Source organism: Pseudonocardia petroleophila (genome assembly GCF_014235185.1).
GTDB lineage: Bacteria > Actinomycetota > Actinomycetes > Mycobacteriales > Pseudonocardiaceae > Pseudonocardia > Pseudonocardia petroleophila.
Map to the genome: position 1 here is coordinate 3,338,283 of NZ_CP060131.1, position 24,761 is coordinate 3,363,043.

Annotated in this window: 20 protein-coding genes; 16 read left to right on the forward strand and 4 right to left on the reverse strand. The window is 74.9% G+C overall.

Features of this window, described 5'->3' with window-relative positions:
- Nucleotides 1-182: 182 nt before the first annotated feature.
- Genes H6H00_RS16630 through dapB form a run of 4 tightly spaced genes read left to right on the forward strand, consistent with a single transcriptional unit; the run spans nucleotide 183 to nucleotide 5,001 of the window.
- A complete protein-coding gene (locus H6H00_RS16630; RefSeq protein WP_185716677.1) occupies nucleotides 183-2,420 on the forward strand; it encodes a polyribonucleotide nucleotidyltransferase in 2,238 nt (745 codons plus the stop codon).
- Nucleotides 2,421-2,464: 44 nt separating this feature from the next.
- Complete coding sequence (locus tag H6H00_RS16635; RefSeq protein ID WP_344736025.1) at nucleotides 2,465-3,739, forward strand: M16 family metallopeptidase; 1,275 nt, start codon at nucleotides 2,465-2,467, stop codon at nucleotides 3,737-3,739.
- A gap of 39 nt (nucleotides 3,740-3,778) precedes the next feature.
- Nucleotides 3,779-4,258 carry a DUF456 domain-containing protein gene (locus tag H6H00_RS16640; RefSeq protein ID WP_221775559.1) on the forward strand — a complete coding sequence of 160 codons (480 nt, stop codon included), beginning with the start codon at nucleotides 3,779-3,781 and terminating at the stop codon, nucleotides 4,256-4,258.
- 5 nt (nucleotides 4,259-4,263) lie between these two features.
- Nucleotides 4,264-5,001, forward strand: a complete 738-nt coding sequence (gene dapB / locus H6H00_RS16645; protein WP_185716678.1) for a 4-hydroxy-tetrahydrodipicolinate reductase — start codon at nucleotides 4,264-4,266, stop codon at nucleotides 4,999-5,001.
- An 82-nt stretch (nucleotides 5,002-5,083) separates the two neighbouring features.
- Here the strand turns inward: dapB and H6H00_RS16650 are convergent, their stop codons facing one another.
- Nucleotides 5,084-5,623, reverse strand: coding sequence for a GNAT family N-acetyltransferase (locus tag H6H00_RS16650; protein ID WP_185716679.1), 540 nt, complete (start codon nucleotides 5,621-5,623; stop codon nucleotides 5,084-5,086).
- A 69-nt stretch (nucleotides 5,624-5,692) separates the two neighbouring features.
- On the opposite strand from H6H00_RS16650, the gene H6H00_RS16655 reads away from it, so the two are divergent.
- Together H6H00_RS16655 and H6H00_RS16660 are read left to right on the forward strand one after the other, a co-directional pair.
- The gene (locus H6H00_RS16655; RefSeq protein ID WP_185716680.1) at nucleotides 5,693-6,613 is read left to right on the forward strand and encodes an EamA family transporter; all 921 of its coding nucleotides are present in this window, start codon (nucleotides 5,693-5,695) and stop codon (nucleotides 6,611-6,613) included.
- A gap of 47 nt (nucleotides 6,614-6,660) precedes the next feature.
- Nucleotides 6,661-7,887, forward strand: coding sequence for a winged helix-turn-helix domain-containing protein (locus H6H00_RS16660; protein ID WP_185716681.1), 1,227 nt, complete (start codon nucleotides 6,661-6,663; stop codon nucleotides 7,885-7,887).
- 47 nt (nucleotides 7,888-7,934) lie between these two features.
- Here H6H00_RS16660 and H6H00_RS16665 read toward each other — a convergent pair whose 3' ends face one another.
- The gene (locus H6H00_RS16665) at nucleotides 7,935-8,885 is read right to left on the reverse strand and encodes a DUF4097 family beta strand repeat-containing protein (RefSeq protein WP_185716682.1); all 951 of its coding nucleotides are present in this window, start codon (nucleotides 8,883-8,885) and stop codon (nucleotides 7,935-7,937) included.
- A complete protein-coding gene (locus H6H00_RS16670; protein ID WP_185716683.1) occupies nucleotides 8,882-9,388 on the reverse strand; it encodes a toxin-antitoxin system HicB family antitoxin in 507 nt (168 codons plus the stop codon). The genes H6H00_RS16665 and H6H00_RS16670 overlap by 4 nt, the downstream gene beginning before the upstream one ends.
- Nucleotides 9,389-9,475: 87 nt before the next feature.
- Here H6H00_RS16670 and thyX point away from each other — a divergent pair, with 87 nt between their 5' ends.
- From thyX to H6H00_RS16700, 6 genes are all read left to right on the forward strand, one after another.
- A complete protein-coding gene (gene thyX / locus H6H00_RS16675; protein WP_185716684.1) occupies nucleotides 9,476-10,228 on the forward strand; it encodes an FAD-dependent thymidylate synthase in 753 nt (250 codons plus the stop codon).
- Between the two features lie 29 nt (nucleotides 10,229-10,257).
- Entirely contained in the window at nucleotides 10,258-11,211 is a 954-nt protein-coding gene (locus H6H00_RS16680) for an endonuclease/exonuclease/phosphatase family protein (protein ID WP_185716685.1), read from the forward strand.
- Nucleotides 11,212-11,220: 9 nt separating this feature from the next.
- Nucleotides 11,221-11,847: a TIGR03085 family metal-binding protein gene (locus H6H00_RS16685; RefSeq protein WP_185716686.1), complete on the forward strand. Its 627-nt coding sequence runs from the start codon at nucleotides 11,221-11,223 to the stop codon at nucleotides 11,845-11,847.
- Between the two features lie 48 nt (nucleotides 11,848-11,895).
- Nucleotides 11,896-12,894 (forward strand): 4-hydroxy-tetrahydrodipicolinate synthase, encoded by a 999-nt coding sequence (gene dapA / locus H6H00_RS16690; RefSeq protein WP_185716687.1) that lies wholly within the window; start codon nucleotides 11,896-11,898, stop codon nucleotides 12,892-12,894.
- Between the two features lie 138 nt (nucleotides 12,895-13,032).
- A complete protein-coding gene (locus tag H6H00_RS16695) occupies nucleotides 13,033-14,715 on the forward strand; it encodes a ribonuclease J (RefSeq protein ID WP_304633110.1) in 1,683 nt (560 codons plus the stop codon).
- The gene (locus H6H00_RS16700; protein ID WP_185716689.1) at nucleotides 14,715-16,031 is read left to right on the forward strand and encodes an NAD(P)/FAD-dependent oxidoreductase; all 1,317 of its coding nucleotides are present in this window, start codon (nucleotides 14,715-14,717) and stop codon (nucleotides 16,029-16,031) included. The genes H6H00_RS16695 and H6H00_RS16700 overlap by 1 nt, the downstream gene beginning before the upstream one ends.
- 172 nt (nucleotides 16,032-16,203) lie before the next feature.
- Here the strand turns inward: H6H00_RS16700 and lat are convergent, their stop codons facing one another.
- Nucleotides 16,204-17,508, reverse strand: a complete 1,305-nt coding sequence (gene lat / locus H6H00_RS16705) for an L-lysine 6-transaminase (protein ID WP_185716690.1) — start codon at nucleotides 17,506-17,508, stop codon at nucleotides 16,204-16,206.
- Between the two features lie 81 nt (nucleotides 17,509-17,589).
- On the opposite strand from lat, the gene H6H00_RS16710 reads away from it, so the two are divergent.
- The 4 genes from H6H00_RS16710 (at nucleotide 17,590) to H6H00_RS16725 (ending at nucleotide 24,684) form a co-directional block, all read left to right on the forward strand.
- Nucleotides 17,590-18,030 carry an Lrp/AsnC family transcriptional regulator gene (locus H6H00_RS16710; RefSeq protein ID WP_185716691.1) on the forward strand — a complete coding sequence of 147 codons (441 nt, stop codon included), beginning with the start codon at nucleotides 17,590-17,592 and terminating at the stop codon, nucleotides 18,028-18,030.
- 426 nt (nucleotides 18,031-18,456) lie between these two features.
- Complete coding sequence (locus H6H00_RS16715; RefSeq protein WP_255425223.1) at nucleotides 18,457-20,292, forward strand: selenium-binding family protein; 1,836 nt, start codon at nucleotides 18,457-18,459, stop codon at nucleotides 20,290-20,292.
- A 65-nt stretch (nucleotides 20,293-20,357) separates the two neighbouring features.
- Nucleotides 20,358-22,088 carry a hypothetical protein gene (locus H6H00_RS16720; RefSeq protein WP_185716692.1) on the forward strand — a complete coding sequence of 577 codons (1,731 nt, stop codon included), beginning with the start codon at nucleotides 20,358-20,360 and terminating at the stop codon, nucleotides 22,086-22,088.
- 73 nt (nucleotides 22,089-22,161) lie between these two features.
- Nucleotides 22,162-24,684: a DNA translocase FtsK gene (locus H6H00_RS16725; RefSeq protein WP_185716693.1), complete on the forward strand. Its 2,523-nt coding sequence runs from the start codon at nucleotides 22,162-22,164 to the stop codon at nucleotides 24,682-24,684.
- Nucleotides 24,685-24,761: the final 77 nt, after the last annotated feature.

Sequence of the window (24,761 nt, forward strand, 5' to 3'; positions counted from 1 at the left end):
CCGGGCCGGGCCGCCCCGCGCGGCCCGGCCCGTTCAACTCCATCCCGCCACACCACCCCGGCCACGATCCGCCGGTCCTCGGTAGTGGCCCCCGGGGCAGGTGTCCCGAGGGCTTCGATCGAAGGCCGGCCAGACGAGGGATCGACGGGGCAGTGGCATCCCATCTCAGAGGAGATGCACCCTTGACCGACCCCATCGACGACTCCGTCCACGAGACGACCGCCGTCATCGACAACGGGAGCTTCGGCACCCGCACCGTCCGGTTCGAGACCGGGCGCCTCGCGCGCCAGGCCGCCGGCTCCGTCGTCGCCTACCTCGACGACGAGACCATGCTGCTCTCCGCCACCACGGCGTCGAAGCACCCCAAGGAGCACTTCGACTTCTTCCCCCTCACGGTGGACGTCGAGGAGCGCATGTACGCGATCGGCAAGATCCCCGGCTCGTTCTTCCGCCGCGAGGGTCGCCCCGGCACCGACGCGATCCTGACCTGCCGCCTGATCGACCGCCCGCTGCGCCCGTCGTTCGTCGACGGCCTGCGCAACGAGATCCAGATCGTCGTCACGGTGATGAGCCTGGACCCGCAGGACCCCTACGACGCGCTGGCGATCAACGCCGCGTCGGCGTCCACGCAGCTGTCCGGCCTGCCGTTCTCCGGCCCGATCGGCGCCGTCCGCATCGCGCTGATCGACGGCCAGTGGATCGCGTTCCCGCAGTACGAGGACCTGCAGCGCGCCGTGTTCGACATGGTCGTCGCGGGCCGCATCGTCGGTGACGACGTCGCGATCATGATGGTCGAGGCCGAGGCCACCGTCGAGACCAACACCCTGGTCGCCGGCGGTGCTCAGGCGCCGACCGAGGAGGTCGTCGCGGCCGGGCTGGAGGCGGCGAAGCCGTTCATCCGCACCCTGTGCGTGGCCCAGCAGCAGCTCGCCGACGTGGCAGCCAAGCCCACGCGCGAGTTCCCGACGTTCCCGGCCTACCAGCCCGACGTCTTCGACGCCGTCGAGGCGCAGGGCGGGGCCGACCTGGCCGCCGCGCTCACCATCGCGGGCAAGCAGGAGCGGGAGTCGAAGCTCGACGAGGTCAAGCTCGCCGTGCTCACCGCGCTGGAGACCAAGTTCGAGGGTCGCGAGAAGGAGCTCGGCGCGGCGTTCCGCTCGCTGAACAAGAAGCTCGTGCGCCAGCGCATCCTGCGCGACCAGGTCCGCATCGACGGCCGCGGCATCACCGACATCCGGCCGCTCTCGGCCGAGGTCGAGGTCATCCCGCGCGCCCACGGCTCGGCGCTGTTCGAGCGCGGCGAGACCCAGATCATGGGCGTCACCACGCTGAACATGCTGCGCATGGAGCAGCAGATCGACTCCCTCGGGCCGGAGACGCACAAGCGCTACCTGCACCACTACAACTTCCCGCCCTACTCGACCGGTGAGACCGGCCGCGTCGGGTCGCCGAAGCGCCGCGAGATCGGCCACGGCGCGCTGGCCGAGCGGGCCCTGCTGCCCGTGCTGCCCACGCGCGAGGAGTTCCCGTACGCGATCCGCCAGGTCTCCGAGGCGCTGGGCTCCAACGGCTCCACCTCGATGGGCTCGGTCTGCGCGTCGACGATGTCGCTGTACAACGCCGGCGTGCCGCTCAAGGCGCCGGTCGCGGGCATCGCGATGGGCCTGGTCACCGACACCGTCGACGGCGAGACCCGCTACGTCGCCCTCACCGACATCCTCGGTGCGGAGGACGCGTTCGGCGACATGGACTTCAAGGTCGCCGGCACGCCGGAGTTCGTCACGGCGCTGCAGCTCGACACGAAGCTCGACGGCATCCCGTCGGCCGTCCTCACCGCGGCGCTGAGCCAGGCCAAGGACGCCCGCATGACGATCCTCGAGGTCATCGGCGAGGCGATCGACCGGCCCGACGAGATGAGCCGGTTCGCGCCGCGCGTCATCGCGATCAAGATCCCGGTCGACAAGATCGGCGAGCTGATCGGCCCGAAGGGCAAGATGATCAACTCGATCACCGAGCAGACCGGTGCCGACATCTCGATCGACGACGACGGCACCGTCTACGTCGGCGCGTCCGACGGCGAGTCGGCGGACGCCGCGATCGGCATGGTCAACGCCATCGCCAACCCGCAGCTGCCGAAGATCGGCGAGCGCTTCCTGGGCACGGTCGTCAAGACCGCCGCCTTCGGCGCGTTCGTCTCGCTGGTGCCCGGCAAGGACGGCCTCGTCCACATCTCGAAGCTGGGCAACGGCAAGCGGATCAACAAGGTCGAGGACGTCGTGAACGTCGGCGACAAGATCCGCGTCGAGGTCTCCGACATCGACAACCGCGGCAAGATCAGCCTGCTGCCGGTCGTCGAGGACGCCGCCCCCGCGGGCGACGTCACGGTTCCCGCGGAGCCCGCCGAGGTCGCGTCCTCTTGACGGAGCTCTTGACGCCGGGGACGCACAGCGTCCCCGGCGTTTCCGTGTCCCACCTCGACGGCGGCCTGCGGGTCGTCTCCGAGCGGGTGCCGGGCGTCCGCTCGGTGTCGATCGGGGTCTGGATCGGCGTCGGCTCGCGCGACGAGTCGCCGACCCAGGCCGGGGCGGCGCACTACCTCGAGCACCTGCTGTTCAAGGGCACCTCGACGCGGACGGCCGCGCAGATCGCCGAGGACGTCGACGCCGTCGGCGGTGAGCTCAACGCGTTCACCGCGAAGGAGCACACCTGCTACTACGCGCAGGTCCTCGACACCGACCTGCCGCTCGCGGTCGACGTGCTCGCCGGGGTCGTCACCGACGCCGTCATGGCGCCGGCCGACGTGGAGATCGAGCGCAGCGTCGTGCTCGAGGAGATCGCGATCCGCGACGACGACCCGGAGGACCTGCTCGGCGAGCTGTTCGACGAGTCGCTGTTCGGCGCGCACCCGCTCGGGCGGCCGGTGATCGGGTCCGAGGAGTCGATCACCGGGATGGCCCGGGAGACCCTGCACGCGTTCTGGCGCGGGGAGTACACGACGCCGCGGATGGTCGTCGCGGCCGCGGGCAACCTCGACCACGGCGCGCTCGTCGCGCTCGTCGAGGAGGCGTTCGCCGCGGCCGTCGGGCGGGCGGGGTCGGCCGCGCCGGTGCCGCCGCGCGCGTCGGGCGTCGCCGTGCTGGCCCCCGGCCCGCGGCTGGTGCTGCGCGGCGAGGACACCGAGCAGGCCCACCTGATGCTCGGCGTCCCCGGGATCCCGCGGCACGACCCCCGGCGCAGCGCGCTGGGCGTGCTCAACACCGCGCTCGGCGGCGGGCCCAGCTCGCGGCTGTTCCAGCAGGTCCGGGAGCAGCGCGGGCTGGCGTACTCGGTGTACTCGGGCCTGTCGACCTACACCGACGCCGGCATCCTGTCGGTCTACGCCGGCTGCGCCCCCGACCGGCTCGACGAGGTGGCCACGGTGGTCCGCGACGTCCTCGCCGACGTCGCCGCGCACGGGCTCACCCCGGCCGAGGTGGTCCGGGCGCAGGGCAACCTGCGCGGCGGGCTGGTGCTCGGGCTGGAGGACACGCCGTCGCGGATGAACCGGCTCGGGCGCGCCGAGCTCGACCACGGCCGCCAGCGCAGCATCGCCGAGAGCCTCGACCGGATCGCGGCCGTCACCGTCGACGAGGTCACGGCGGTGGCCGCGGACCTGCTGTCGGTGCCGCTGACGGCCGGGGTGGTCGGCCCCTACGACGACGAGACCGACCTGCCCGACGCGCTGCGCTCACTCGCCTGACCCCCCGGCCTCGGGGCCGGGCCGTGGGATGCTTCCCCCGTGGACCCCGAGACCCTGATCGCGGGCGTGCTGATCGTCGTCGGCATCGCCGGGATCGTGCTGCCGGTGCTGCCCGGGCTGATCCTGGTGCTCGCCGGGATCGCGGTGTGGGCGGTGCCGCGGGGCGACGTCGTCGGCTGGACGGTGCTCGGCCTCGCCGTCGCGATCGTGGTGGCGGGCAGCGTCGCGAAGTACCTGCTCCCCGGACGGCGCCTGCGCGACTCCGGGGTGCCCGGGCGCACGATCGTCGCGGGCGGGGTGCTGGGGGTCGTCGGGTTCTTCGTGATCCCGGTCGTCGGGCTGTTCGTCGGGTTCGTGCTGGGCGTCTACCTGGCCGAGCGGGCGCGGCTGCGCGAGCACGCGCAGGCGTGGCCGTCGACGCGGGGCGCGCTCGCCGCCGTCGGCTGGAGCATCGTCATCGAGCTGCTGACCGGCCTGCTGGCCACCGGGGTGTGGATCGGCGGCCTCGTCCTAGGCTGACCCGCATGACGATCAGGGTGGGTGTCCTCGGCGCGCGCGGGCGGATGGGTGCCGAGGTGTGCCGCGCGGTGACCGCGGCCGACGGGCTGGAGCTGGTGGCGGAGGTCGACGAGGGCGACCCGCTGACGCTGCTCACCGACCACGGCGCGCAGGTGGCCGTCGACTTCACCCACCCCGGCGCGGCGCTCGACAACGTCGCCTTCTGCGTGGCGCACGACATCGCCGCCGTCGTCGGGACGAGCGGGTTCGGCGCCGAGAAGCTCGAGGCCGTCCGCGGCCTGCTCGCCGACCGCGCCGGGCACGTCCTCGTCGCCCCGAACTTCGGGGTCGGCGCGGTGCTGATGATGCGGTTCGCCGAGCAGGCGGCGCGGTTCTTCGAGTCCGTGGAGATCATCGAGCTGCACCACGAGCGCAAGGTCGACGCCCCGTCGGGCACGGCCGTGAGCACCGCGTCGCGGATCGCGCAGGCCCGCGCGGGCCTCGGCCCCGTGCCCGACGCGACCACCAGCGAGGTCGACGGGGCGCGCGGCGCCGTCGTCGACGGGGTGCACGTGCACTCGGTGCGGATGCCCGGGCTCGTCGCCCACCAGGAGGTGATCCTCGGCATGGCGGGGGAGACGCTGACGCTGCGGCACGACTCGATCGACCGCGCCGGGTTCATGCCCGGCGTCGTGCTGGCCGTCCGCGGGGTGCGCGACCACCCGGGGCTGACCGTCGGGCTGGAGAGCCTGCTCGGCCTCTAGACCGGTCCGACGACGCAGACCCCGTGGTCACCGCGCAGGGCGCCGACGGTCTGCGCGGTGACCGCGGGTCTGCGCGGTGGGGCTAGGCGAGCTTGAGGTCGAGCGAGCCCGTCAGTCGGATCTCGCGCAGCGTCCCGGCGCCGGTGTCGAGGGCCCGCACCCCGCCGTCGGGCTCCCAGCCGGCGCGGGCGTAGAACCGGCGCGACGCCTCGTCGGGCTCGGGGACCCAGGCCAGCCCGTACAGGGCCCCCGCGCCGCGCAGGTGCTCCGCGGCCGTGGCGAGCAGCCGCCCGGCGTGCCCCCGGCGCCCCCAGCGCGGCTCGACGAGCAGCGCGCCGATCTCGCCCCACGCCTGGTCGGGGGAGGCGGCGCCCTCGGGCGGCATCGCGACCGCGGCCGCCAGGAAGCCGACGGTCCAGTCGCCCTCCGTCGCGACCAGCACGTGCCCCGCGTCGGCCCCGACGGCGGCGGTCCAGGCGGCGCGGGCACCCGGGCCGCGCAGCTGGGCCAGCGCCTCGGCGGGCACGAAGGCGGCGTACGCGGCCTCCCAGGTGTCGCCCTGGATGCGCACGATCTCGGGGACGTCGGCGGGCGTGGCGGCACGGACCGCGGCGATGGCCATGCCGCATGGATACCCCACCCGCCCGATCCGGCAGGACAAGGGGTCGTTCGCCATGGCAACGTCACGCCCGTGCAGAACCGCCGTGTCGCCTGGGCCGCCCTCGGGGTGGTCTACGTCCTGTGGGGATCGACCTACCTCGCCAACCGCCTGATCATCACCGACGTGCCGCCGCTGTTCTCCGGCGGCGTGCGCTTCCTCGTCGGCGGCGGTCTCCTTGCGCTGGTCGTGGCGCTGGTGGCGGGACCGTCGGCGCTGCGGATGACGCGGCCGCAGCTGGCGACCACTGCGCTGTCCGGCGTCCTGCTCCCGGCGTGGGGCAACGGGATCGTCACGCTCGGGCAGCAGCAGGTGTCCTCCGGGCTCGCGGCCCTGCTCATCGCCGCCGTGCCGCTCTACATCGTCGTGCTGCGGGCGGTCACCGGCGACCGGCCGCGGGCGGCGACGATCGGCGGCGTGGCGGTCGGGGTCGCCGGGCTCGCGCTGCTGGTGCTGACCGGCTCGACGGGGACGGGCGGCACGGTCGGCAGCGCCTGGTGGGGGCCGTGGCTGATCCTGCTGGCCGGGCTGGGCTGGGCCACGGGCACGTTCGCGACGACGCGGCTGCCGGTGCCGCCCAACCCGTTCGCGCTGGCCGCGGTGCAGATGCTCGTCGGCGGGGCGGTGCTGCTGGCCGTCAGCCTGGGCAAGGGCGACCGGCTCGACGTCGCCGCGGTCTCGCCCGTCGCGTGGTGGGCGTGGGCGTACATGGCGGTCGTCGTCTCGCTGGGGGCGTTCAGCGCGTACGCCTACGCGCTGGCGTCGCTGCCGGTGTCGACGGTCGCGACCTACGCCTACGTCAACCCGGTCATCGCCGTGGTGCTCGGGGCGCTGGTGGTGGGGGAGCGCTACTCCGTGCTGCAGCTGGTCGGCGGGGGGATCGTGGTGCTGTCGGTGGGGCTGGTGATCGCCTCGGAGCGGTCGGCGGCGCGGCACGTGGCCCAGCCCGCCTGAGACCGGCCGTCCGGATTCCGTCGGGGTCCGGTGGCACGATCCCGGGCATGACGACGGAGACGATCGGGGCGCCGGCCGCCCGCCGGGCGGCGCTGGCCGCGCAGGGGTTCACCGACCCGGTCCCGACCGGCCCCGTCACCCGCCGCCACCTGCAGCGGGTGCTCGACCGGATCCGGCTGCTCCAGCTCGACTCGGTCAACGTGGCGGTGCGGGCGCACTACATGCCGGTGTTCAGCCGCCTCGGCCCGTACGCGCGGGGCCTGCTCGACGACGCCGCGTGGTCGCACTCGGCGCGGCGGCCCCGGCTGCTCGTCGAGTACTGGGCCCACGAGGCCAGCCTGCTCCCCGTCGCCGACTGGCCGCTGCTGCAGTCCGGGGCCAAGCGCAGCGGCTGGTGGCGGCACTACGGCGCGCTGGTGGAGGGCAACCCCGGCCTGGTCGACGACGTGCTGGCCGCGGTGAAGGAGCTGGGTCCGGTCGGGGCGGGGGAGCTGGAGGCGGCGCTGGGCGGGCGGTCGAGCCCGCGCCCGCCGGGGGCCACCTGGTGGGAGCGCTCGGACGTCAAGCGGATCTGCGAGTACCTGTTCGGCACCGGCGCGCTCACCACCGGCACCCGCCGGCACTTCCAGCGCCTCTACGACCTGCCCGAGCGCGTCCTGCCGCCCGAGGTGCTCGCGGCGGGCCCGGCCGACCCGGAGCAGTCGGCCCGCACGCTGGTGCTGCGCTCGGCGTCGGCGCTCGGGGTGGCCACCGAGCCCGAGCTGCGCGACTACTACCGCCTCGGGCCCACCACCAGCCGGCGGGCGGTGGCGGAGCTGGTCGACTCCGGCGCGCTGGCGCCGGTCCGGGTGCGCGGCTGGCCGAAGCAGGCCTACCGGCTGCCGGGCGCGCGGGTGCCGCGGCAGGTCACCGGCCGGGCCCTGCTCTGCCCGTTCGACCCCCTGATCTGGGAGCGCGACCGCACCGAGCGCGTCTTCGGCTTCCGCTACCGCATCGAGATCTACGTGCCCGAGGCGAAGCGCGAGTACGGCTACTACGTGTTCCCGTTCCTGCTCGACGGCGAGCTCGTGGCCCGGGTCGACCTCAAGGCCGACCGCGCCGCCGGGGTGCTCCGGGTGCCCGGCGCGTTCGCCGAGCCCGGCGCCGAGCGGCCCCGGGTGGTGGCCGAGCTGGCCGGGGCCCTGCGCGAGATGGCGGAGTGGCTCGAGCTCGACGCCGTGGTGGTGGGGGAGCGCGGCGACCTGGCGGGCCCCCTGGCCGCGGCCCTGCGCTGAGGCCGCGCTCCCGCCCCGGGTGACGGGCCGGGGCGGGAGCGGCGGGGTCAGGCGGCGACGGTGGCCCGGGTGACCAGGACGTCGCCGCTGCCGGTGCGGCCCTTCACCGACAGCGCACCGGCGTCGGCCGGGGCGACCGCGGCTACGTCGAGCTCGCTGACCGCCCGGCCCGAGCCCGACGACAGGTCGAGCCGGGCGTGGACGCCGCCGTGCACGCCGACCCGGAGGTCGCCGGAGCCGGTGGTGAGGTCGAGGCTGCCCGCGCGGGCGTCGCGCACGGCGACGGTGCCCGATCCGGTGCGCACGGCGAGGTCGGCGGCCACCTCCAGCACGTCGACGTCGCCGCTGCTCGCGCGCACCTCCGTGGTGCCGCGCACGGCGGCGATCCGCACGCCGCCCGAGCCGGTGCGGACGCGCCCACGCCCGGCCACCGCCCCCACCTCGACGTCGCCGGAGCCGGTCGTGACGTCGGCGTCGCCGTCGACGGGGCCGAGCTCGACCCGGCCCGACCCGGTGCGCACGGCGGCCCACCCCGCGGTGCCGCCGACCGTGACGTCACCGGACCCGGTGCGGGCCGCGAGCCGGGAGCCCGCTGGCGCGGTCACCGTGACCGCGAGCGGCACGACGCGCAGCGGCAGCTCCTGCGACGAGCGCACGACGAGCAGCCGCCCGCTCTCCGACCAGGTGATCTCCGCGGCGCGCACGGCGTCGGCGACGAGCTGGTCGGGGTCGATGCCGAACCCGGCGCCGCCGCTGCCCAGCCAGCTCATCAGCCCGCCGATGCCCTGGGCCACGGCGCCGCCCGCGTTCGGGTCGTGGCGGACCTCCACGCGCACCTCGTCGCCGGGCGCGAGGTCGACGCGGATGCGGCCGACGTCGATGGTCAGCTCCAGCTCCGCGGGCCGGTCGCACGGCCAGGACTGCTGGCGCACCGTCGGCCCGGTGGCGGGACCCTCCTCCGGGAAGTGGTCCTTGGTGAAGTCCACGAAGTCGCTCATCCCTGCACCCATCCCTGGATCCGGTGGCCGTCGCGGCCCGGGCGGGCCCCGCCGCCCTGGTTGCCGTGCAGCGCGCCCTGCACGGCCTGCGCCACCCAGGAGTTGAGCGACACCCCCTGCGAGGACGCGGCCTGCTCGGCCTGGTTCTTGATCTGCTCGACCAGCCGCAGCGTGATGCGGCTGATGTCGCCGGCGTCGGCGCCGCCGAAGCCCCCGCCCCCGAAGCCCCGGGGCCGCGGCTCGGGCTCGGGCGCCGGGTGCGTGTCGGGCGAGACGACGACGCGGACGTCGCGGCCGTCGAGCCGGACGTCGACGGTGCGGTCGCCGAGCGCCGCGGTGACCTCCGCGGCCAGGTCGGAGAGGGCGTTCATCATCGCGAGCCGCGCCGCGGGCTCGATCGCGGCGCCGAGCACGGCGGCGGTGCGCTGTGTCTGCTCGTCGCCCGCCGCGGCGGCGGACGCGAGGTCCTCGCGGAGCCGGGTGACGTACTGGCTGATGTCCATGACACCACCATGACGTCACTTCTGACGCCAGTCAAGGAATCGGTGATGTCATCGGAGGGGGTCGGGGGTCCCGGTTACGCTGCCGCCATGCCCGAGACCGTGCCGCTCACCGTCCAGCTGGTGGCCAAGACGGAGTTCACGGCCCCTCCGGACGTGCCGTGGAGCACCGACGCCGACGGGGGCCAGGCGCTCGCCGAGTTCGCCGGACGCGCCTGCTACCAGTCCTGGGGCAAGCCGAACCCGAGGACGGCCACGAACGCGGGCTACCTGGAGCACATCCTCGAGGTCGGGCACCTGTCGGTGCTCGAGCACGGGTCGGTGAGCTTCTACCTCACGGGCGTCTCGCGCAGCCTCACCCACGAGCTGATCCGGCACCGGCACTTCTCCTACAGCCAGCTCTCCCAGCGCTACGTCCCCGAGCGCGACGCGTCGATGGTCGAGCCCGAGGTCATCGCGGCCGACCCGGAGCTGCACCGGCTCTTCGCCGACGCCACCGCCGCGTCGGTGCGGGCCTACGAGGAGCTGCTGGAGGGACTGGAGAAGCGCTTCGCCGACGTCCCCAACGCCACGCTGCGCCGCAAGCAGGCCCGGCAGGCGGCGCGGGCGATCCTGCCCAACGCCACCGAGACGAAGATCGTGGTCACCGGCAACTACCGCGCCTGGCGGCACTTCATCGCGATGCGCGCCACCGAGCACGCCGACGTCGAGATCCGGGCCCTGGCCATCGAGTGCCTGCGCCAGCTGCACCGCGAGGTGCCCAACGTCTTCCGCGACTTCGAGATCGCCGCGCTCGACGACGGCACCGAGATCGCCTCCAGCCCCTTCGTGGCGGAAGGCTGAGCGGGCACCCGGCGGAACCGGTCGCGACGGTGGTCGGGCAGCGGGAGCGCACCCCCGCGGTGGGGGGCGTCGCCGTCACGGTGCTGGTCGCGGCCCTGCCCTGGGCGTGGTTCGCCCTGCGCGACGCGGGACCGGCGGCCGACGTCGTCGCCATCGCGATGCCGCTGCTGGCCGCCGCGGTCGTCGCGGTGGCCGCGGTGGCGGCGCTGGTGCCCGGCTCGCGCGTGCGGCGCCTGCGGGCCGCGCTGTTCGGGCTCTCGGCGCTGCTGGTCGCGGTCGTGGCGGTGGTGGGGCCGTGGGTGCCCGCCCCGACGGGCGCGGTCGCGGGGCGCGGCGTCAGCGTGCTGGGCGGCAACGTCGACTACCAGGACACCCCGACGCCCGCGATGATCGACCTCGGCGCCGACGTGGTGGTCGCGGCCGAGCTGGCCCCCGACACGGAGGACGACCTCGGCGAGGAGTACCCGCACACCGCCGTCGGCGGGCCGGCGCAGTCGCCGCTGGGGGTGTTCAGCCGGTACCCGGTCCGGGTCCTGGAGGACGCGGGGCCCGAGCTGCCGGGCCTGCGGGTCCTGGTCGAGGGACCCGACGGGCCGTTCGTCCTCTACGCGCTGCACATCCCGCGGCCGTGGTTCGGCAGCAGCGCGGAGGACTACGAGGTGTCGGTGTCGGAGCACTACGCGCTCGCCGCGGCCGTCGCCGGGCGCGTGCGGACCGAGACGCTGCCGGTCGTCCTCGTCGGCGACCTCAACAGCACCGACCGCGGTCGCGACTACCGGGCGCTCACCGGCGAGGTCGGGCTCTCCGACGCCGTGCTGGAGGGCTGGGGCGGGCCCACCTCGGTGGGCAAGTGGCTGCCGCTGCTCGGCCGGATCGACCACCTGCTGGTGAGCCCGGCCTGGTGCGGCGACGACGGGCGGCGCGTGGAGCTGCCCGGGTCCTCGCACCGCGGGGTCACGGCGACGGTCGGGCCGTGTGCGTAGGGTCGGGGCATGAGCCTGGCCACCGACGAGCGTGCGGCGATCTGCGACGAGTTCGAGCGGGTGGGCCCGGACCGGCCCACCCTGTGCGGTGACTGGGACACCCGCGACCTGCTGGCCCACCTCCTCGTGCGCGAGCGCAAGCCGTGGGCGGCCCCGGGCATCCTCATCGCGGCGCTCGCCCCGGTCGTCGAGCGCGCGATGGGGTCCTACGCCGACACGCCGTGGGAGCAGATGGTCGGCGAGCTGCGCGACGGCGCGCCGCTGTGGTCGCCCTACCGCGTCGGCGCCGTCGACGACCTGGCGAACGGCGGGGAGTACTTCGTCCACCACGAGGACGTGCGGCGCGGGGTGCCCGGCTGGGAGCCGCGCCCGGCCGACCCGACGCGCGACGCCCAGCTCTGGGCGCTGCTGCTGAAGATGGGCCGGATCCTGCACCGCGCGAGCCCGGTCGGCCTGGTCGTGCGGCGGGTGGGCGGGGAGCAGTACGTGCTCCGCACCGGTCCCGGCCTCGTCACGATCGTCGGCGAGCCGGCCGAGCTCGTGCTGCACGCGTTCGGCCGCGACGCCGTGCGCGTCGAGCTGGAGGGCTCGCCCGCCGACGTCGCCGCACTGGCCGGGGCCCCGCGCGGGCTCTGAGCGGCCTGCGCGGCGGGTTCGGTCGGGGCGGGGCGGTACCGTCGACCCATGACCTCCGACTCCGCGCGCACGCCGGGCCGCCCGTTCGGCCGGGTGCTCACGGCCATGGTCACGCCGTTCGACGCCGAGGGGCGCCTGGATCTCGACACCGCGCAGGAGCTGGCCACCCGCCTGGTCGACCTGGGCAACGACGGCCTGGTGATCAACGGCACGACCGGGGAGGGCCCCACCACCAGCGACGAGGAGAAGTCGCAGCTGGTGCGCGCCGTCGTCGAGGCGGTGGGTGAGCGCGCCACCGTCGTCGCCGGGGCGGGCACCTACGACACCGCGCACAGCATCCACCTCGCGCGGGCCGCGGAGGCGGCGGGCGCGCACGGGCTGCTGCTGGTCACGCCGTACTACTCGCGGCCGCCGCAGTCGGGGCTGGTGCTGCACTTCAGCGCGATCGCCGACGCCACCGGGCTGCCGGTCATGCTCTACGACATCCCGCCGCGCAGCGTCATCCCGATCGACCTGGAGACGCTGCAGCGCCTCGCCCAGCACCCGCGGATCGTCGCGGTGAAGGACGCCCGCAACGACCTGCGCGTCGGCACCGAGATCATCGCCACCACCACGCTGGCCTACTACTCCGGCGACGACCCGGTGAACCTGCCGTGGCTCTCCGTCGGCGCGGTGGGGATGGTGTCGGTCACCGGGCACGTCGTGGCCGACCGCCTGCGTGCCATGCTCGACGCGTACGAGGCCGGGCAGACCGAGCGGGCCCGCCAGCTCAACGCCTCGATGCTGCCGGTGCTGCGCGCGATGGGGCGCGTGGGCGGCGCGGTGTTCGCGAAGACGGCGATGCGCCTGCGCGGTCTCGACGTCGGCGACCCGCGGCTGCCCCTGCCGCCCGCCACCGAGGCCGAGGTGGCGGCGATCGTGTCCGACCTCGACGCCGCGGGTGTCGCGCTCGACCCGGAGGCCCGTGCGGGCCGCCGGTCCGGTGGCCACGGCGCGCTCGGCGCGCGGGCCGCCGCCGACCTCGGGGCCGAGGTCGCCTACCGCTGATGCACCACCCCTTCACTTCCTGATCTGAGGAGTTCCTTGAGCCGTCCTTCTGCACGGTCCGACCGCAACCGGTCCGACCGTCGGTCCCGCCCGCCCCGGCGGGACCAGCCCCGTCCCCCCGCGGTCGTCGAAGCCGTCCTGCCCGGCCTGCCCACGCAGCCGCCGGGCCCGCTGCCCGAGGGCGCGCTGCGCGTGCTCACCCTGGGCGGCATCGGTGAGATCGGCCGCAACATGACCGTCTTCGAGTACGACGGCCGCCTGCTCGTCGTCGACGCCGGGGTGCTGTTCCCCGACGCCGACGCCCCCGGCGTCGACCTGATCCTGCCCGACTTCCGCCCCATCCTCGACCGCCTCGGCGACATCGACGCCCTGGTGCTCACCCACGGCCACGAGGACCACATCGGCGCGGTGCCGTTCCTCCTGCGCCAGCGCCCCGACCTGCTGATCGTCGGCTCGCCGTTCACGCTCGCGCTGGTGGCGGCCAAGTGCAAGGAGCACCGCCTCACCCCGCACATGCTGGTGGTCAACGAGGGCGACCGGCTGACGCACGGCACGTTCGAGTGCGAGTACTTCGCCGTCAGCCACTCCATCCCGCAGTGCCTCGCGGTCGCGATCCGCACGCCCGCGGGCGTGATCCTGCACACCGGCGACATCAAGCTCGACCAGCGCCCGCTCGACGGCAGGCTCACCGACCTGCCCGGGTTCTCCCGCCTGGGCGACGAGGGCGTCGACCTGTTCCTGTGCGACTCCACCAACGCCGACACGCCGGGGGTCTCGCCGTCGGAGGCGTCGCTGGGCCCGAACCTGACGGCCGCGATCGGCAAGGCGCAGGGGCGGGCGTTCGTCGCCTGCTTCGCCAGCAACGTCTACCGGGTGCAGCAGATCGTCGACGGCGCGGTGGCCCACGGCAGGCGGATCTGCCTGCTCGGCCGCTCCATGCTGCGCAACATGGAGATCGCCACCGATCTCGGCCTGCTCACCGTGCCCGAGGGCACGATGGTGGCGATCGACGACGTCGACGACATCCCCGACGAGCAGATGCTGGTGGTGTGCACCGGCTCGCAGGGCGAGCCGATGGCGGCGCTGTCGCGGATCGCCCGCGGGGAGCACCGCACGTTCCAGATGCGGTCCACCGACACGGTGATCCTGTCCAGCTCGCTCATCCCGGGCAACGAGCACGCCGTGTTCGGCGTGGTCAACCGCCTGCGCCGGGCCGGCATCCAGGTGATCGACAACCGCAACTCCAACGTGCACGTCTCCGGCCACGCCTACGCCGGTGAGCTGCTGTTCCTCTACAACGCGGTGCGGCCGAGCAACGTCATGCCGGTGCACGGCGAATGGCGTCACCTGCGGGCCAACGCGGAGCTCGCGGAGCAGACCGGCGTCGCGCACGACGCGATCGCGGTCACCGAGAACGGGATCACCGTCGACCTGGTCGACGGCCGCGCGGTGATCTCCGGGCGGGTCGAGGTGGGCCGCGCCTACGTCGACGGGGTCGCCACCGGCGACATCGAGCAGCCCACGCTGGCCGACCGGCTCGTCCTCGGCGAGGGCGGATTCATCTCCATCACCGTCGCCATCGACGCCACGACCGGGCGCGCCGTCGCCCCGCCGACGCTGTCCGGGCGCGGGTTCTCCGAGGACCCGAAGGCGCTGGTGGCCGTGCTGCCGATCGTCGAGCAGGAGCTGGCGCGCACCCAGAGCGAGGGGATCGTCGACACGCACCGGGTCGCCCAGCAGGTGCGCCGGGTCGTCGGGAAGTGGGTGGGGGAGACCTACCGCCGCCGCCCGATGATCGTCCCCACGGTCATCGCCGTCTGATGAACCTGTGGTTCGAGCAGGTCGTCGGCGACGGCGACCCGCTCGTGCCGCGTCCGTCCCTCGACGGCGACACCGAGGCCGACGTCTGCGTGGTCGGCGCGGGCTACACCGGGCTGTGGACGGCGCACGCGCTGCTGCGCGCCGACCCCGCGCTGCGGGTGGTCGTCGTGGAGCGGGAGATCGCCGGGTTCGGCGCGAGCGGGCGCAACGGCGGCTGGTGCTCGGCGCTGTTCCCCGCCGGTCCCGCGGCCCTGGACCGGCGGCACGGCCCCGGTGCGGGCGTGGCGATGGGCGCGGCGATGCGGGCCACCGTCGACGCCGTCGGGGCCGCCGTCGCCGAGGAGGGCATCGCGTGCGACTGGGTGAAGGGCGGCACGGTCACCCTCGCCCGCACCGCCGCGCAGGTCACCCGGGCCCGCCGCGACGACGGCTGGATCGGGCCCGCCGAGGCGTCCGCGCTGGTCGGGGCCTCGGGCGTGCTCGGGGCCACGGTCACGCCCGACTGCGCCAGCGTGCAGCCCGCCCGGCTCGTCCGCGGTCTCGCGCGGGCCGTGGAGCGCCGGGGCGGGCGGATCGTCGAGGGCACGACGGCGCTGTCGGTCGGGCCGCGGGGCGTCGTCACCGACCGGGGCGTGGTGCGGGCCGGGGCCGTCGTGCGCGCGGCCGAGGCGTGGAACGCGGGCCTCGCGCCGCGCTCGGTCGCGCCGGTGTACTCGCTGATCGTGGCGACCCGGCCGCTGCCGGCGTCGTTCTGGGACGTCGCGGGGCTCGCCGGCGGGCAGACGTTCACCGACCACCGCCACCTCATCGTCTACGGGCAGCGCACCGCCGACGACCGGCTCGTGTTCGGCGGCCGCGGCGCCCCCTACCACTGGCGCTCGCGCATCCGCCCGGAGTTCGACACCGACGACCGGGTCTTCGCCGGGCTGCGCACCGCGGCCCGCGACCTGTTCCCGGCGCTGACCGCCGACGACTTCACCCACGCCTGGGGCGGCCCGCTGGGCATCCCGCGCGACTGGCACGCGGGCGTCGGGTACGCGGACGGGCTGGGCTGGGCCGGCGGCTACGTCGGCGACGGCGTCGGCACCTCGCACCTGGCGGGGCGCACCCTCGCCGCCCTGATCCTCGGCCGCGACGACCCGGTCACCCGCCTGCCGTGGGTCGGCCACCGGTCGCGGCGCTGGGAGCCCGAACCGCTGCGCTGGCTGCTGGTCAACGCGGGGCTGCGCCTCATGACGCTGGCCGACTCCGAGGAGCGCCTGACCCGCCGCCCGAGCGTCGTCGCCGCCGCGCTGTCCCGCGCACTGGGCCGCTGACCAAGGCGCGCCCGGCCGGGTCCACCGCGGGCGCCAGCCCCCTCCCGGTGCAGTGGGGTGGCTCTACTCCGACCAGGTTGGAGTGAAGCCACCCCACTGCACCGCGGCGCGGGGGTGGTGCGGCGCGGGGGTGGTGCGGCGCGGGGTGGTGCGGCGCGGCGTGGTGCGGCGGTCAGGCTGCCGCCGCGGCACCGGCCGTCGCCGCGACGGCCCGGCCCAGTGCCGCCACCGCGAGGTCCAGCTCCTCGACGGTGATCGTCAGGGCCGGGCGGAACCGCACCGACCGCTCGCCGCTGCCCAGCATCAGCACCCGCTCGGTGCGCCGCAGGTGCGCCAGCACGGCGTCGCGGGCGGCGGTCGTCGGCAGGTCGGCGGCGCAGAACAGCCCCCGGCCGCGGACCGACGACAGGCCCGGGACGGCGGCGAGCGCGCCGAGCAGGTGCGAGCCGAGCTCCCCGGCCCGGGCGATCAGCCCGTCGGCCTCGATGACCTCCAGGTAGCGCCGCGACCGCACCATGTCGGTGAGGTTCCCGCCCCACGTCGAGTTGATCCGGCCCGACACCGCGAACACGTTGTCGGGCACCTCGTCGACCCGCCCGCCGGCCATCACGCCGCAGACCTGCAGCTTCTTGCCGAACGCGACGACGTCCGGGGCGACGCCGAGCTGCTGGTAGGCCCACGCGGTGCCGGTCGTCCCGCCGCCGGTCTGCACCTCGTCGAGGACGAACAGGGCATCGTGCTCCACGCACAGCGCCTGCATCGCCCGGAGGAACTCCGGGCGCAGGTGGTTGTCGCCGCCCTCGCCCTGGATCGGCTCCGCGACGAAGCAGGCGATGTCGTGCGGGTGCGCCGCGAACGCCGCGCGGGCCTGCTCCAGCGCGCGCGCCTCGGCGATGCGGACGTCGCCGGGCAGGTGGGTGGCGGGCACGTCGACGCGGGGCCAGTCGAACGTCGGGAACAGCGCGGTCTTCACGGGGTCGGTGTTGGTGAGCGACATCGTGTAGCCGCTGCGCCCGTGGAAGGCGCGCGTCAGGTGCAGCACGCGCGTGCCGAGGTGCGCGGGCCGGCCGTGCGCCGCGTTGTGCCGGCGCTTCCAGTCGAAGGCGGTCTTGAGCGCGTTCTCCACCGCCGCCGCCCCGCCCTCGACGAGGAACAGGTGCGGCAGCGCGGGGTCCCCGACGACCCGGGCGAAGGTCTCGACGAACCGGGCCATCGCGACGGTGTAGACGTCGGAGTTCGACGGCTTGTTGACCGCCGCCTCCGTCAGCTCGGCGAGGAACGCGGGATCGTCGACGAGCGCGGGGTGGTTGAGGCCCAGCGGCGCGGAGGCGAAGAAGCTGAACACGTCGAGGTGGCGGGTGCCGTCGCGGGCGTCGACGATCCACGACCCCCGCGACGCGCGGGTGTCGAGGACCAGGTCGAACCCGTCGACGAGCAGGTGGCGACGCAGGGTCTCGTGGACGTCGTCGGGAGTCATGCGTCCAGTGTCTCGACGCGGCCCCGGCGGGGCACGACACCGACCGTCGGCATGCGCGGGCGAAGTGCCACGATGTGGGCCGTGCCACCGACGGATCGTCAGCCCGACGACCTGGACCGCCGCCTGCTCTCCCTGCTGGAGGCCGACGCGCGGGCGACGATGGCCGACCTCGGGCGGGCGGTCGGGCTGTCCCGCACCGCCGTGCTGGCCCGGGTCCAGCGCCTCGAGCGCGACGGCGTGCTGCGCGGCTACCACGCCGACGTAGCCCTGCCCGGCGCGGCGACCGCGCACCGCGCCCGCGTCGGCATCGTGGTCCGCACGACCGACGTCGCCGGGTACGCCGCCCGGCTCGCCGCGCTGCCCGGGTTCGCGGAGATCGAGACGGTGACGGGGGAGTACGACCTCATCGTGCTGGTCACCGTGCCGACGGCCGGGCAGCTCGACGCGCTGCTGGACCGGGTGCAGGGGTGGCGCGAGACGGTCCGGACAACCACCTGGATGGTGCTGACGCGGTACCGCTGACCGGGAACCGCAGGTCCGGACGGGGGGCACTGTCCGGACGTTTCTCAGACGGCTCTCAGCAAACGATCAGTTTCGTCTCAGCTCGAATCCCCCGAACGGCCCAGTCGGTTGACCGGGTGTGCTGATCATCGACCTCGAGGTCTTCTGGGTGACGCGTCGCCAGAACGCCTTCGACGGGCTGTGTCCGGGACAGCCCGCCCGTCGCTGACCCCGTCGACAGCACCCGATCCCGGAGTCCCGTTGCCCGTGCTCGAACCGTTCTGGACCGGCCGTCGTGCCGGCGACTTCGACGAGTGGTGTCGCCCGGCCGCGTGCTGAGGCAGGCGCCGAGCCGCTCCCGTGCCGGGCACGGGGGCGCTCGCCTGCGCGCGCGGCCGTGCCGGTCCCCGAACGCTCCCCGAACCATCCGCTCCCCAGGAGATCCGCTTGTCACCCCTGCACACCCGGCGACGGCGCCTCACCGCCGTCGCCGTCGCGCTCCCGCTGCTCGCGGGAGGCACGGCACTGGCCGGCCAGGCCACCGCCGAGTCCCCGGTCCACACCATCACCTCCGAGGTCCACGACAGCGTCGGCACGCTGTTCACCGCGACCAACCACCTCGTCGACATCCCGGGCGTCGTCCCGGTCGGCGAGGAGGGCCACGTCGGCAAGGAGTACATCGTCGTCTGGGCCGGTGACGAGAACGTCGCCGACACCTCGGGCCAGGACATCGCCGACACCCCGCTGGCCGTCGGCGCGGTCAAGGAGCTCTCCGAGCTGCCCACCGACCTCCCCGGCCAGGACTTCCTCGCCGTCATCGACGCCGACGCGGACTCGGCCACCTACGGCCAGGTCGTCAACACCGTGACGCTCGGCCCGCTGCCGGAGAACGAGCCGCACCACATGCAGTACATCCACACGGCGGGCGACAGCATCTACGCCGGTGGCCTGTTCTCCGACATCACCTACGTGTTCGACACCGACAAGCTGCCGCTGCTGGAGCTCTCGGGCGTGAGCAACCCCGTCGACACCCCCTGCGGCTCGGTCCCCGACGCCTACTGGGTGCTCGAGGACGGCACCGCCTACGGCACGTACATGGGCGGCCCGGACGTCCCCGGCCCCTGCCAGTACACCAACGGCGAGATCCGGGTCGGCAACGGCTTCGCGGGCAGCCCCGGCTCGGTCGTGCGCCTGGACCGCGAGGGCCGGACGCTGGCGGAGGTCCCGGCGGCGCTGCCGACGGCGGAGTTCCCCGAGGACTGCCACAACCTGCCGGTGCTGCCCACGGCCACCTGCGCGAACCCGCACGGCATCCAGGTCCGCGAGGACCTGGACACCATGGTCACCAGTGACTACTGCGAGCCGCGCAACATCATCCTGGACCCGGTGAAGGCGCCGGACCACAAGCTGTGCCGCCCGACCGTCCGCACCTGGGACATCACCGACCGCAACAACCCGGTGGTCCGCAACGTCACCAAGCTGCCCGACGGCCCCCGTCGTGAGACCAACCCGGCTCACGAGGAGAACCAGGCCATCATGGAGACGACGGTGACGAACCTGCCCGAGAACAAGGGCGCGTTCGCCGAGTCGATGTGCGGCGGCGCGATCTTCTACGCCCCCGACATCACCGCGCCGGAGCCGGCGTGGCGCGAGGTCTTCGACAACACCACCGCGGCGCTGTCGGTCGACCCCGACGTCATCGAGGGCGGCGGCTGCGACGGCGGCGGCTGGGTGCAGACCTCGCTCGACGACAAGTACCTCTACCACGCCGTGATCGGCCGTGGCCCGGGTGCGCAGTTCCCCGAGGACCAGGGCACCACCAAGATGATCTACACCCTGGACATCCAGGCGCTGGTCGCCGCGGGTGACTCGGTCGAGTGCACCATCGACACCATCCTCGAGGTCGCCGAGGGCGGCGAGGAGGCCGACTGCCCGGCCCTCGTCGACGTGCTCGAGGTGACCGACACGACGTCCGGCGGCCCGCACTGGGGCGCACTGGACAACTACGTGGCCAACGGCGACGGCACCTACAGCGAGACCACGGACGTCGACCGGATCGCGTACTCGAACTACTTCGTGGCGCGCACCGGCATCGACGGCAACCACCGGGTCTGCATCGCCGACGTCGAGGACGGCGTCATGACGGTCGACGAGGACTTCCGCGACGAGGCCCGCGGCGGCACCTGCGTCGACTTCAACCGGCTGCGCTGGCCGCACGGCGAGACCGGCAACGCCAAGCCGCACTCGATGATCTTCGCGGTGGCCGGTGGCGACGTCCGCTGACGGCCGCGTCACCACCCGGGGGGGCGGGCCCGACGTCCGGGCCCGCCCTCCGGGGCGCCGCTGCCGTGCTCGCGGTCCTCGGCGCTCCGTGGATCACCGGGGCGGCCTCGCCGCACCACGCCGACGGCGGTGCGGCGGTCTCCTTCCTGACCGCGCCGCTGGCCGCCACCCTCGGGGTGACCGGCCTGCTCGCCGCGGCCCTGGTGGCCGGGATCGCGCTGCTGCGCGGCCCGGCCGCGCCCACCCGGCGGGTGGCGATCGCCGCCGAGGCCGGGGCGGGCTACGCCGTCGCCGTGCTCGCACTGGGCTGGCTCGGCGGCGGGGTCGGCGCGCTGACCGCGGTGCCGCGCACGGCCGCGGTCGTCGCGGTCGCGGTGCTGCTCAGCCGCTCGTCCCGGCTCGTGACGGTGGGGGCGGGCGCCCTGCTGGCGGCGCTCGCCGCCGTCGAGACCGGGCTCGCGGTCGGCCCGGTCGCGGCGGTGTCCGTCCTGGCCGCCGTGCTCGGGCTCGGGGTGGTGGCGACCGTGGCCGGGGCCGCCGACCGGCGGGCCGAGCTGCGCCGCCGCACCCCGACCGCGGTGCTCGCCGCGGCCGTCGCGGTGGTGTCGGCGCTGGTCGGGGCCGCGCTGTCGGGTTCCCGGCTCGACGCCGCGACGCTCCGCTCGGTCAACGGGCTGGTCCTCGCGACGGGCCTGGTGCTCGTCGCCGTCGCGGCGGTGGGCTGGGTGCTCGCCCGCTCCGCGGGCGGTCGCCGGGTGCTGCCCGCGGCCGTCGGCGCGGGTGCGGCCGCGGTCGTCGTCCTGACGACGCTGGTCGCGCTGCCCGCGATCGCGCTCCCCGAGCGGGGCGCGCCGCTGCTGCGCACGGTCGCCCTCGGCGACCTCGCGGTCCCGGTCGCGGTGGTGCCGCAGCGCCCGGGCCCCAACCTCGTCTACGTCGGGGCGGTCGGGGCCACCGTCGACGGTGTCGCCACGCGCACGCGGAGCGGCTCGCCCGGCTCGTGGGCGGTCGTCGACCTCCCCGCGGGTGCCGACGAGCTGGTCGTCGGCGTCGGGTCCGACCGGGCGGCGCTGCGGCTGCAGCCGGGCACCGATCCCGCCCCGGCCGCGCTCGTCGCCGGGCTGACCGGCCCGGACGGGCCGGAGTGCCTCAGCGCGGTGCTCGGGGCCGTCGTCGGCGGTTCCGCGGGCGCCGGGGGCGTGCTCCCCGACGCCTGCCCGGACGCCGCGCTCACCGACGCCGACGCCACCGTGCTCCGCGCCACGGTGCGGTTCCTGGCCCAGCGGCAGGCCCCCGTCCTGCACGTGATCGACGACGGCTCGCCCCGGTCCACGGCGGCGGCCGCGGTCGCGGCGGCGGCGGCGGCCGAGCACGGCCTCCCGCTGACCGACGCGATCGACACCGGCGGCGCCGTCCTGGTCGTCGCCGGCTGGGAGACCGCGGGCGTGCGGCTGACCGACGAGGCGCTGGGCCTGTCGACCGTGCACGGCACCTACACCGCCCCGTGGCTCGCCACCGGGCCGGTGCTGGGCCGCCAGACCGGTGCGGTCACCGCGCTGACCTTCGACCCGCGGGCCGAGCAGGCCCAGCGCTACGTCGCCGCCCTGCGCGGCCGCGGCGTGACCGCGCTCGCCTCGCCGGCGGGCATCGCGGCCTGGGGGGCGACGGCGGAGAGCGGGCCGCGGATCTTCACCGCGGTGCAGGTCTCGGTCATGCCGGGGGACCACCGGCACGCCACCGACACGTGGCTGCCCGGCGGCACGTTCACGGCGGTGACGCCCCCGCTCCCGGTGTGACCCGGGCGGGGGTGAGCGGGCGCGGGGTGCGTCGGTCACCGGATCATGGGGCCCGGGCCGATACCGTGGACCCATGGCAGGACGGACGACGACCGGCAGCACGGCGCGAGCGTCGTCCCCCCGCAAGCCCGCGGCGCGCAAGCCGTCCGGTCGCCGCCCGGCGGCCCGCAAGCCGCCGCCGCGCCGCGACCTGCTCGACAAGGGCATCGACGCGACCGGCCGGGGCATGGCCCGCCTGGGCCGTGCCACCGGCCGGGCCGTCGGGCGCACCCGCGAGATCGACCCGGCCCACCGCCGCGACGGGCTCGGCGTCGTCCTGCTCGTGCTCGCCGTCGTCACCGCGGCGGGCGTGTGGTTCGGGGCGGGCGGTCCGGTCGGGCAGTGGCTCTCCGGCGCGATCGGCTCGGTCATCGGCCGCGGCTCGTCCCTGCTCCCGGTGATCCTGCTCGTCGCCGGCATCGTGCTGGTGGCCACCGAGCCGCAGCCCGACTCGCGCCCGCGCGTCGCCGTCGGGTCGCTGCTGCTGGCCCTGGGCGGGCTCGGCCTCGTGCACCTGGTGTCCGGCTCGCCCGTCGAGCCCGAGACCTGGGCGTCGGGGGGCGGGGCCGTCGGCTACCTCGCCGCCACCCCGCTGGCCACCGGTCTCACGGCCTGGGTCGCCGCCCCCGTGCTGGTGCTGCTCACCGGCTACGCCTTCCTCGTCCTCACCGCCACCCCCGTCCGCGCGGTGCCCGACCGCGTCCGGCGCCTGCTCGGGCGGGCCGTCGAGCCCGACGCCGACGAGGACGCCGACGCCGGGTCCGGGGAGATCGTCCCCGACCCCGTCATCGAGGCCGAGACCGCGCCGCTGCGCCGCCCGTCGCGCCGCCGCCAGGCCAAGGTCGCCGACGTCGTGCGCGACGAGCTGGGCGAGGACCCCGTCGTCATCGACGCGGAGGTCGTGCCCCCGCCCGACGAGCCGCCGATGGACGAGCCGCCGCCCCCGACGACCCGCCGCCGCCCGCCGGCCGCGATCGTCGCCACCCCGCCCGTCGTCGACGAGCCGGACGGCCCGGTGGGGGAGCAGCTGCGCCTGACCGTCCCCGACCGGGAGGGCGAGCCGCCCTACGTCCTGCCGCCCGCCGACATCCTGCCGACCGGCCCGGTCCCCAAGACCCGCAGCAGCGCCAACGACGCGATGATCGAGCGGATCACCGGCGTGCTGGAGCAGTTCTCCATCGACGCGCAGGTCACCGGCTTCACCCGCGGCCCGACCGTCACCCGCTACGAGATCGAGCTCGGACCGGCCGTCAAGGTCGAGAAGATCACCCAGCTCACCAAGAACATCTCCTACGCCGTCGCCACCGACAACGTGCGGATCCTGGCCCCGATCCCGGGCAAGTCCGCCGTCGGCATCGAGGTGCCCAACACCGACCGCGAGATGGTGCGCCTGGGCGACGTCCTGCGCTCGGGCACCGCACGCGCCGAGCAGCACCCGCTCGTCGTCGGGCTGGGCAAGGACATCGAGGGCCACTTCCTCACCGCGAACCTGGCGAAGATGCCGCACCTGCTCGTCGCGGGGTCGACGGGCTCCGGTAAGTCGAGCTTCGTCAACTCGATGCTCGTCTCGCTGCTGAGCCGGGCCACCCCGGACGAGGTCCGGATGATCCTCATCGACCCCAAGATGGTGGAGCTCACACCCTACGAGGGCATCCCGCACCTGATCACGCCCATCATCACCCAGCCGAAGAAGGCGGCCGCCGCGCTGGCCTGGCTGGTGGAGGAGATGGAGCAGCGCTACCAGGACATGCAGGTCAACAAGGTCCGCCACGTCGACGAGTTCAACCGCAAGGTGCGCTCGGGCGACATCACCGCGCCGCTGGGCAGCGAGCGCGTCTACCGGCCCTACCCCTACATCCTGTGCATCGTCGACGAGCTGGCCGACCTCATGATGACCGCGCCGCGCGACGTCGAGGACGCGGTCGTGCGGATCACCCAGAAGGCGCGCGCCGCCGGCATCCACCTGGTGCTGGCCACGCAGCGACCCTCGGTCGACGTCGTCACCGGCCTGATCAAGACGAACGTGCCGTCGCGGCTGGCGTTCGCCACGTCGTCGCTGACGGACTCGCGGGTCATCCTCGACCAGCCCGGCGCCGAGAAGCTGATCGGCATGGGCGACGCGCTGTACCTGCCCATGGGCATGAGCAAGCCCGTCCGCATGCAGGGCGCGTTCGTCGACGACGACGAGATCTCCGCGGTCGTCGCGTTCACCAAGGACCAGGCCGAGCCGACCTACACCGAGGGCGTCACCGCGCAGAAGGCCGGGGAGGCCAAGGAGGTCGACCCGGAGATCGGCGACGACCTGGACATCCTTATCCAGGCCACCGAGCTGATCGTCACCTCGCAGTTCGGGTCGACGTCGATGCTGCAGCGCAAGCTGCGCGTCGGGTTCGCGAAGGCGGGGCGGCTGATGGACCTGCTGGAGACCCGCGGGGTCGTCGGGCCGTCGGAGGGGTCGAAGGCCCGTGACGTCCTGATCAAGCCCGACGAGCTCGACGGCGTGCTGTGGTTGATGCGCGGTGGCGGCGGCGAGGAACCCGGTGAGCCGGACGAGTGACGGGGCGCCCAGCCCTTCTCACGGAGAGTGACGAACGTCGCTGATCTGTTATGTTGGGCGCCATGTTCTGGAGTAAG

Excerpts from the sequence above, each read along its gene's own strand:
- dapB (WP_185716678.1), top strand. The coding sequence starts at position 4,264 with ATGACGATCAGGGTGGGTGTCCTCGGCGCGCGCGGGCGGATGGGTGCC.
- H6H00_RS16650 (WP_185716679.1), bottom strand. The coding sequence starts at position 5,623 with ATGGCCATCGCCGCGGTCCGTGCCGCCACGCCCGCCGACGTCCCCGAG.
- H6H00_RS16660 (WP_185716681.1), top strand. The coding sequence starts at position 6,661 with ATGACGACGGAGACGATCGGGGCGCCGGCCGCCCGCCGGGCGGCGCTG.
- H6H00_RS16665 (WP_185716682.1), bottom strand. The coding sequence starts at position 8,885 with ATGAGCGACTTCGTGGACTTCACCAAGGACCACTTCCCGGAGGAGGGT.
- H6H00_RS16670 (WP_185716683.1), bottom strand. The coding sequence starts at position 9,388 with ATGGACATCAGCCAGTACGTCACCCGGCTCCGCGAGGACCTCGCGTCC.
- thyX (WP_185716684.1), top strand. The coding sequence starts at position 9,476 with ATGCCCGAGACCGTGCCGCTCACCGTCCAGCTGGTGGCCAAGACGGAG.
- H6H00_RS16685 (WP_185716686.1), top strand. The coding sequence starts at position 11,221 with ATGAGCCTGGCCACCGACGAGCGTGCGGCGATCTGCGACGAGTTCGAG.
- dapA (WP_185716687.1), top strand. The coding sequence starts at position 11,896 with ATGACCTCCGACTCCGCGCGCACGCCGGGCCGCCCGTTCGGCCGGGTG.
- H6H00_RS16700 (WP_185716689.1), top strand. The coding sequence starts at position 14,715 with ATGAACCTGTGGTTCGAGCAGGTCGTCGGCGACGGCGACCCGCTCGTG.
- lat (WP_185716690.1), bottom strand. The coding sequence starts at position 17,508 with ATGACTCCCGACGACGTCCACGAGACCCTGCGTCGCCACCTGCTCGTC.
- H6H00_RS16725 (WP_185716693.1), top strand. The coding sequence starts at position 22,162 with ATGGCAGGACGGACGACGACCGGCAGCACGGCGCGAGCGTCGTCCCCC.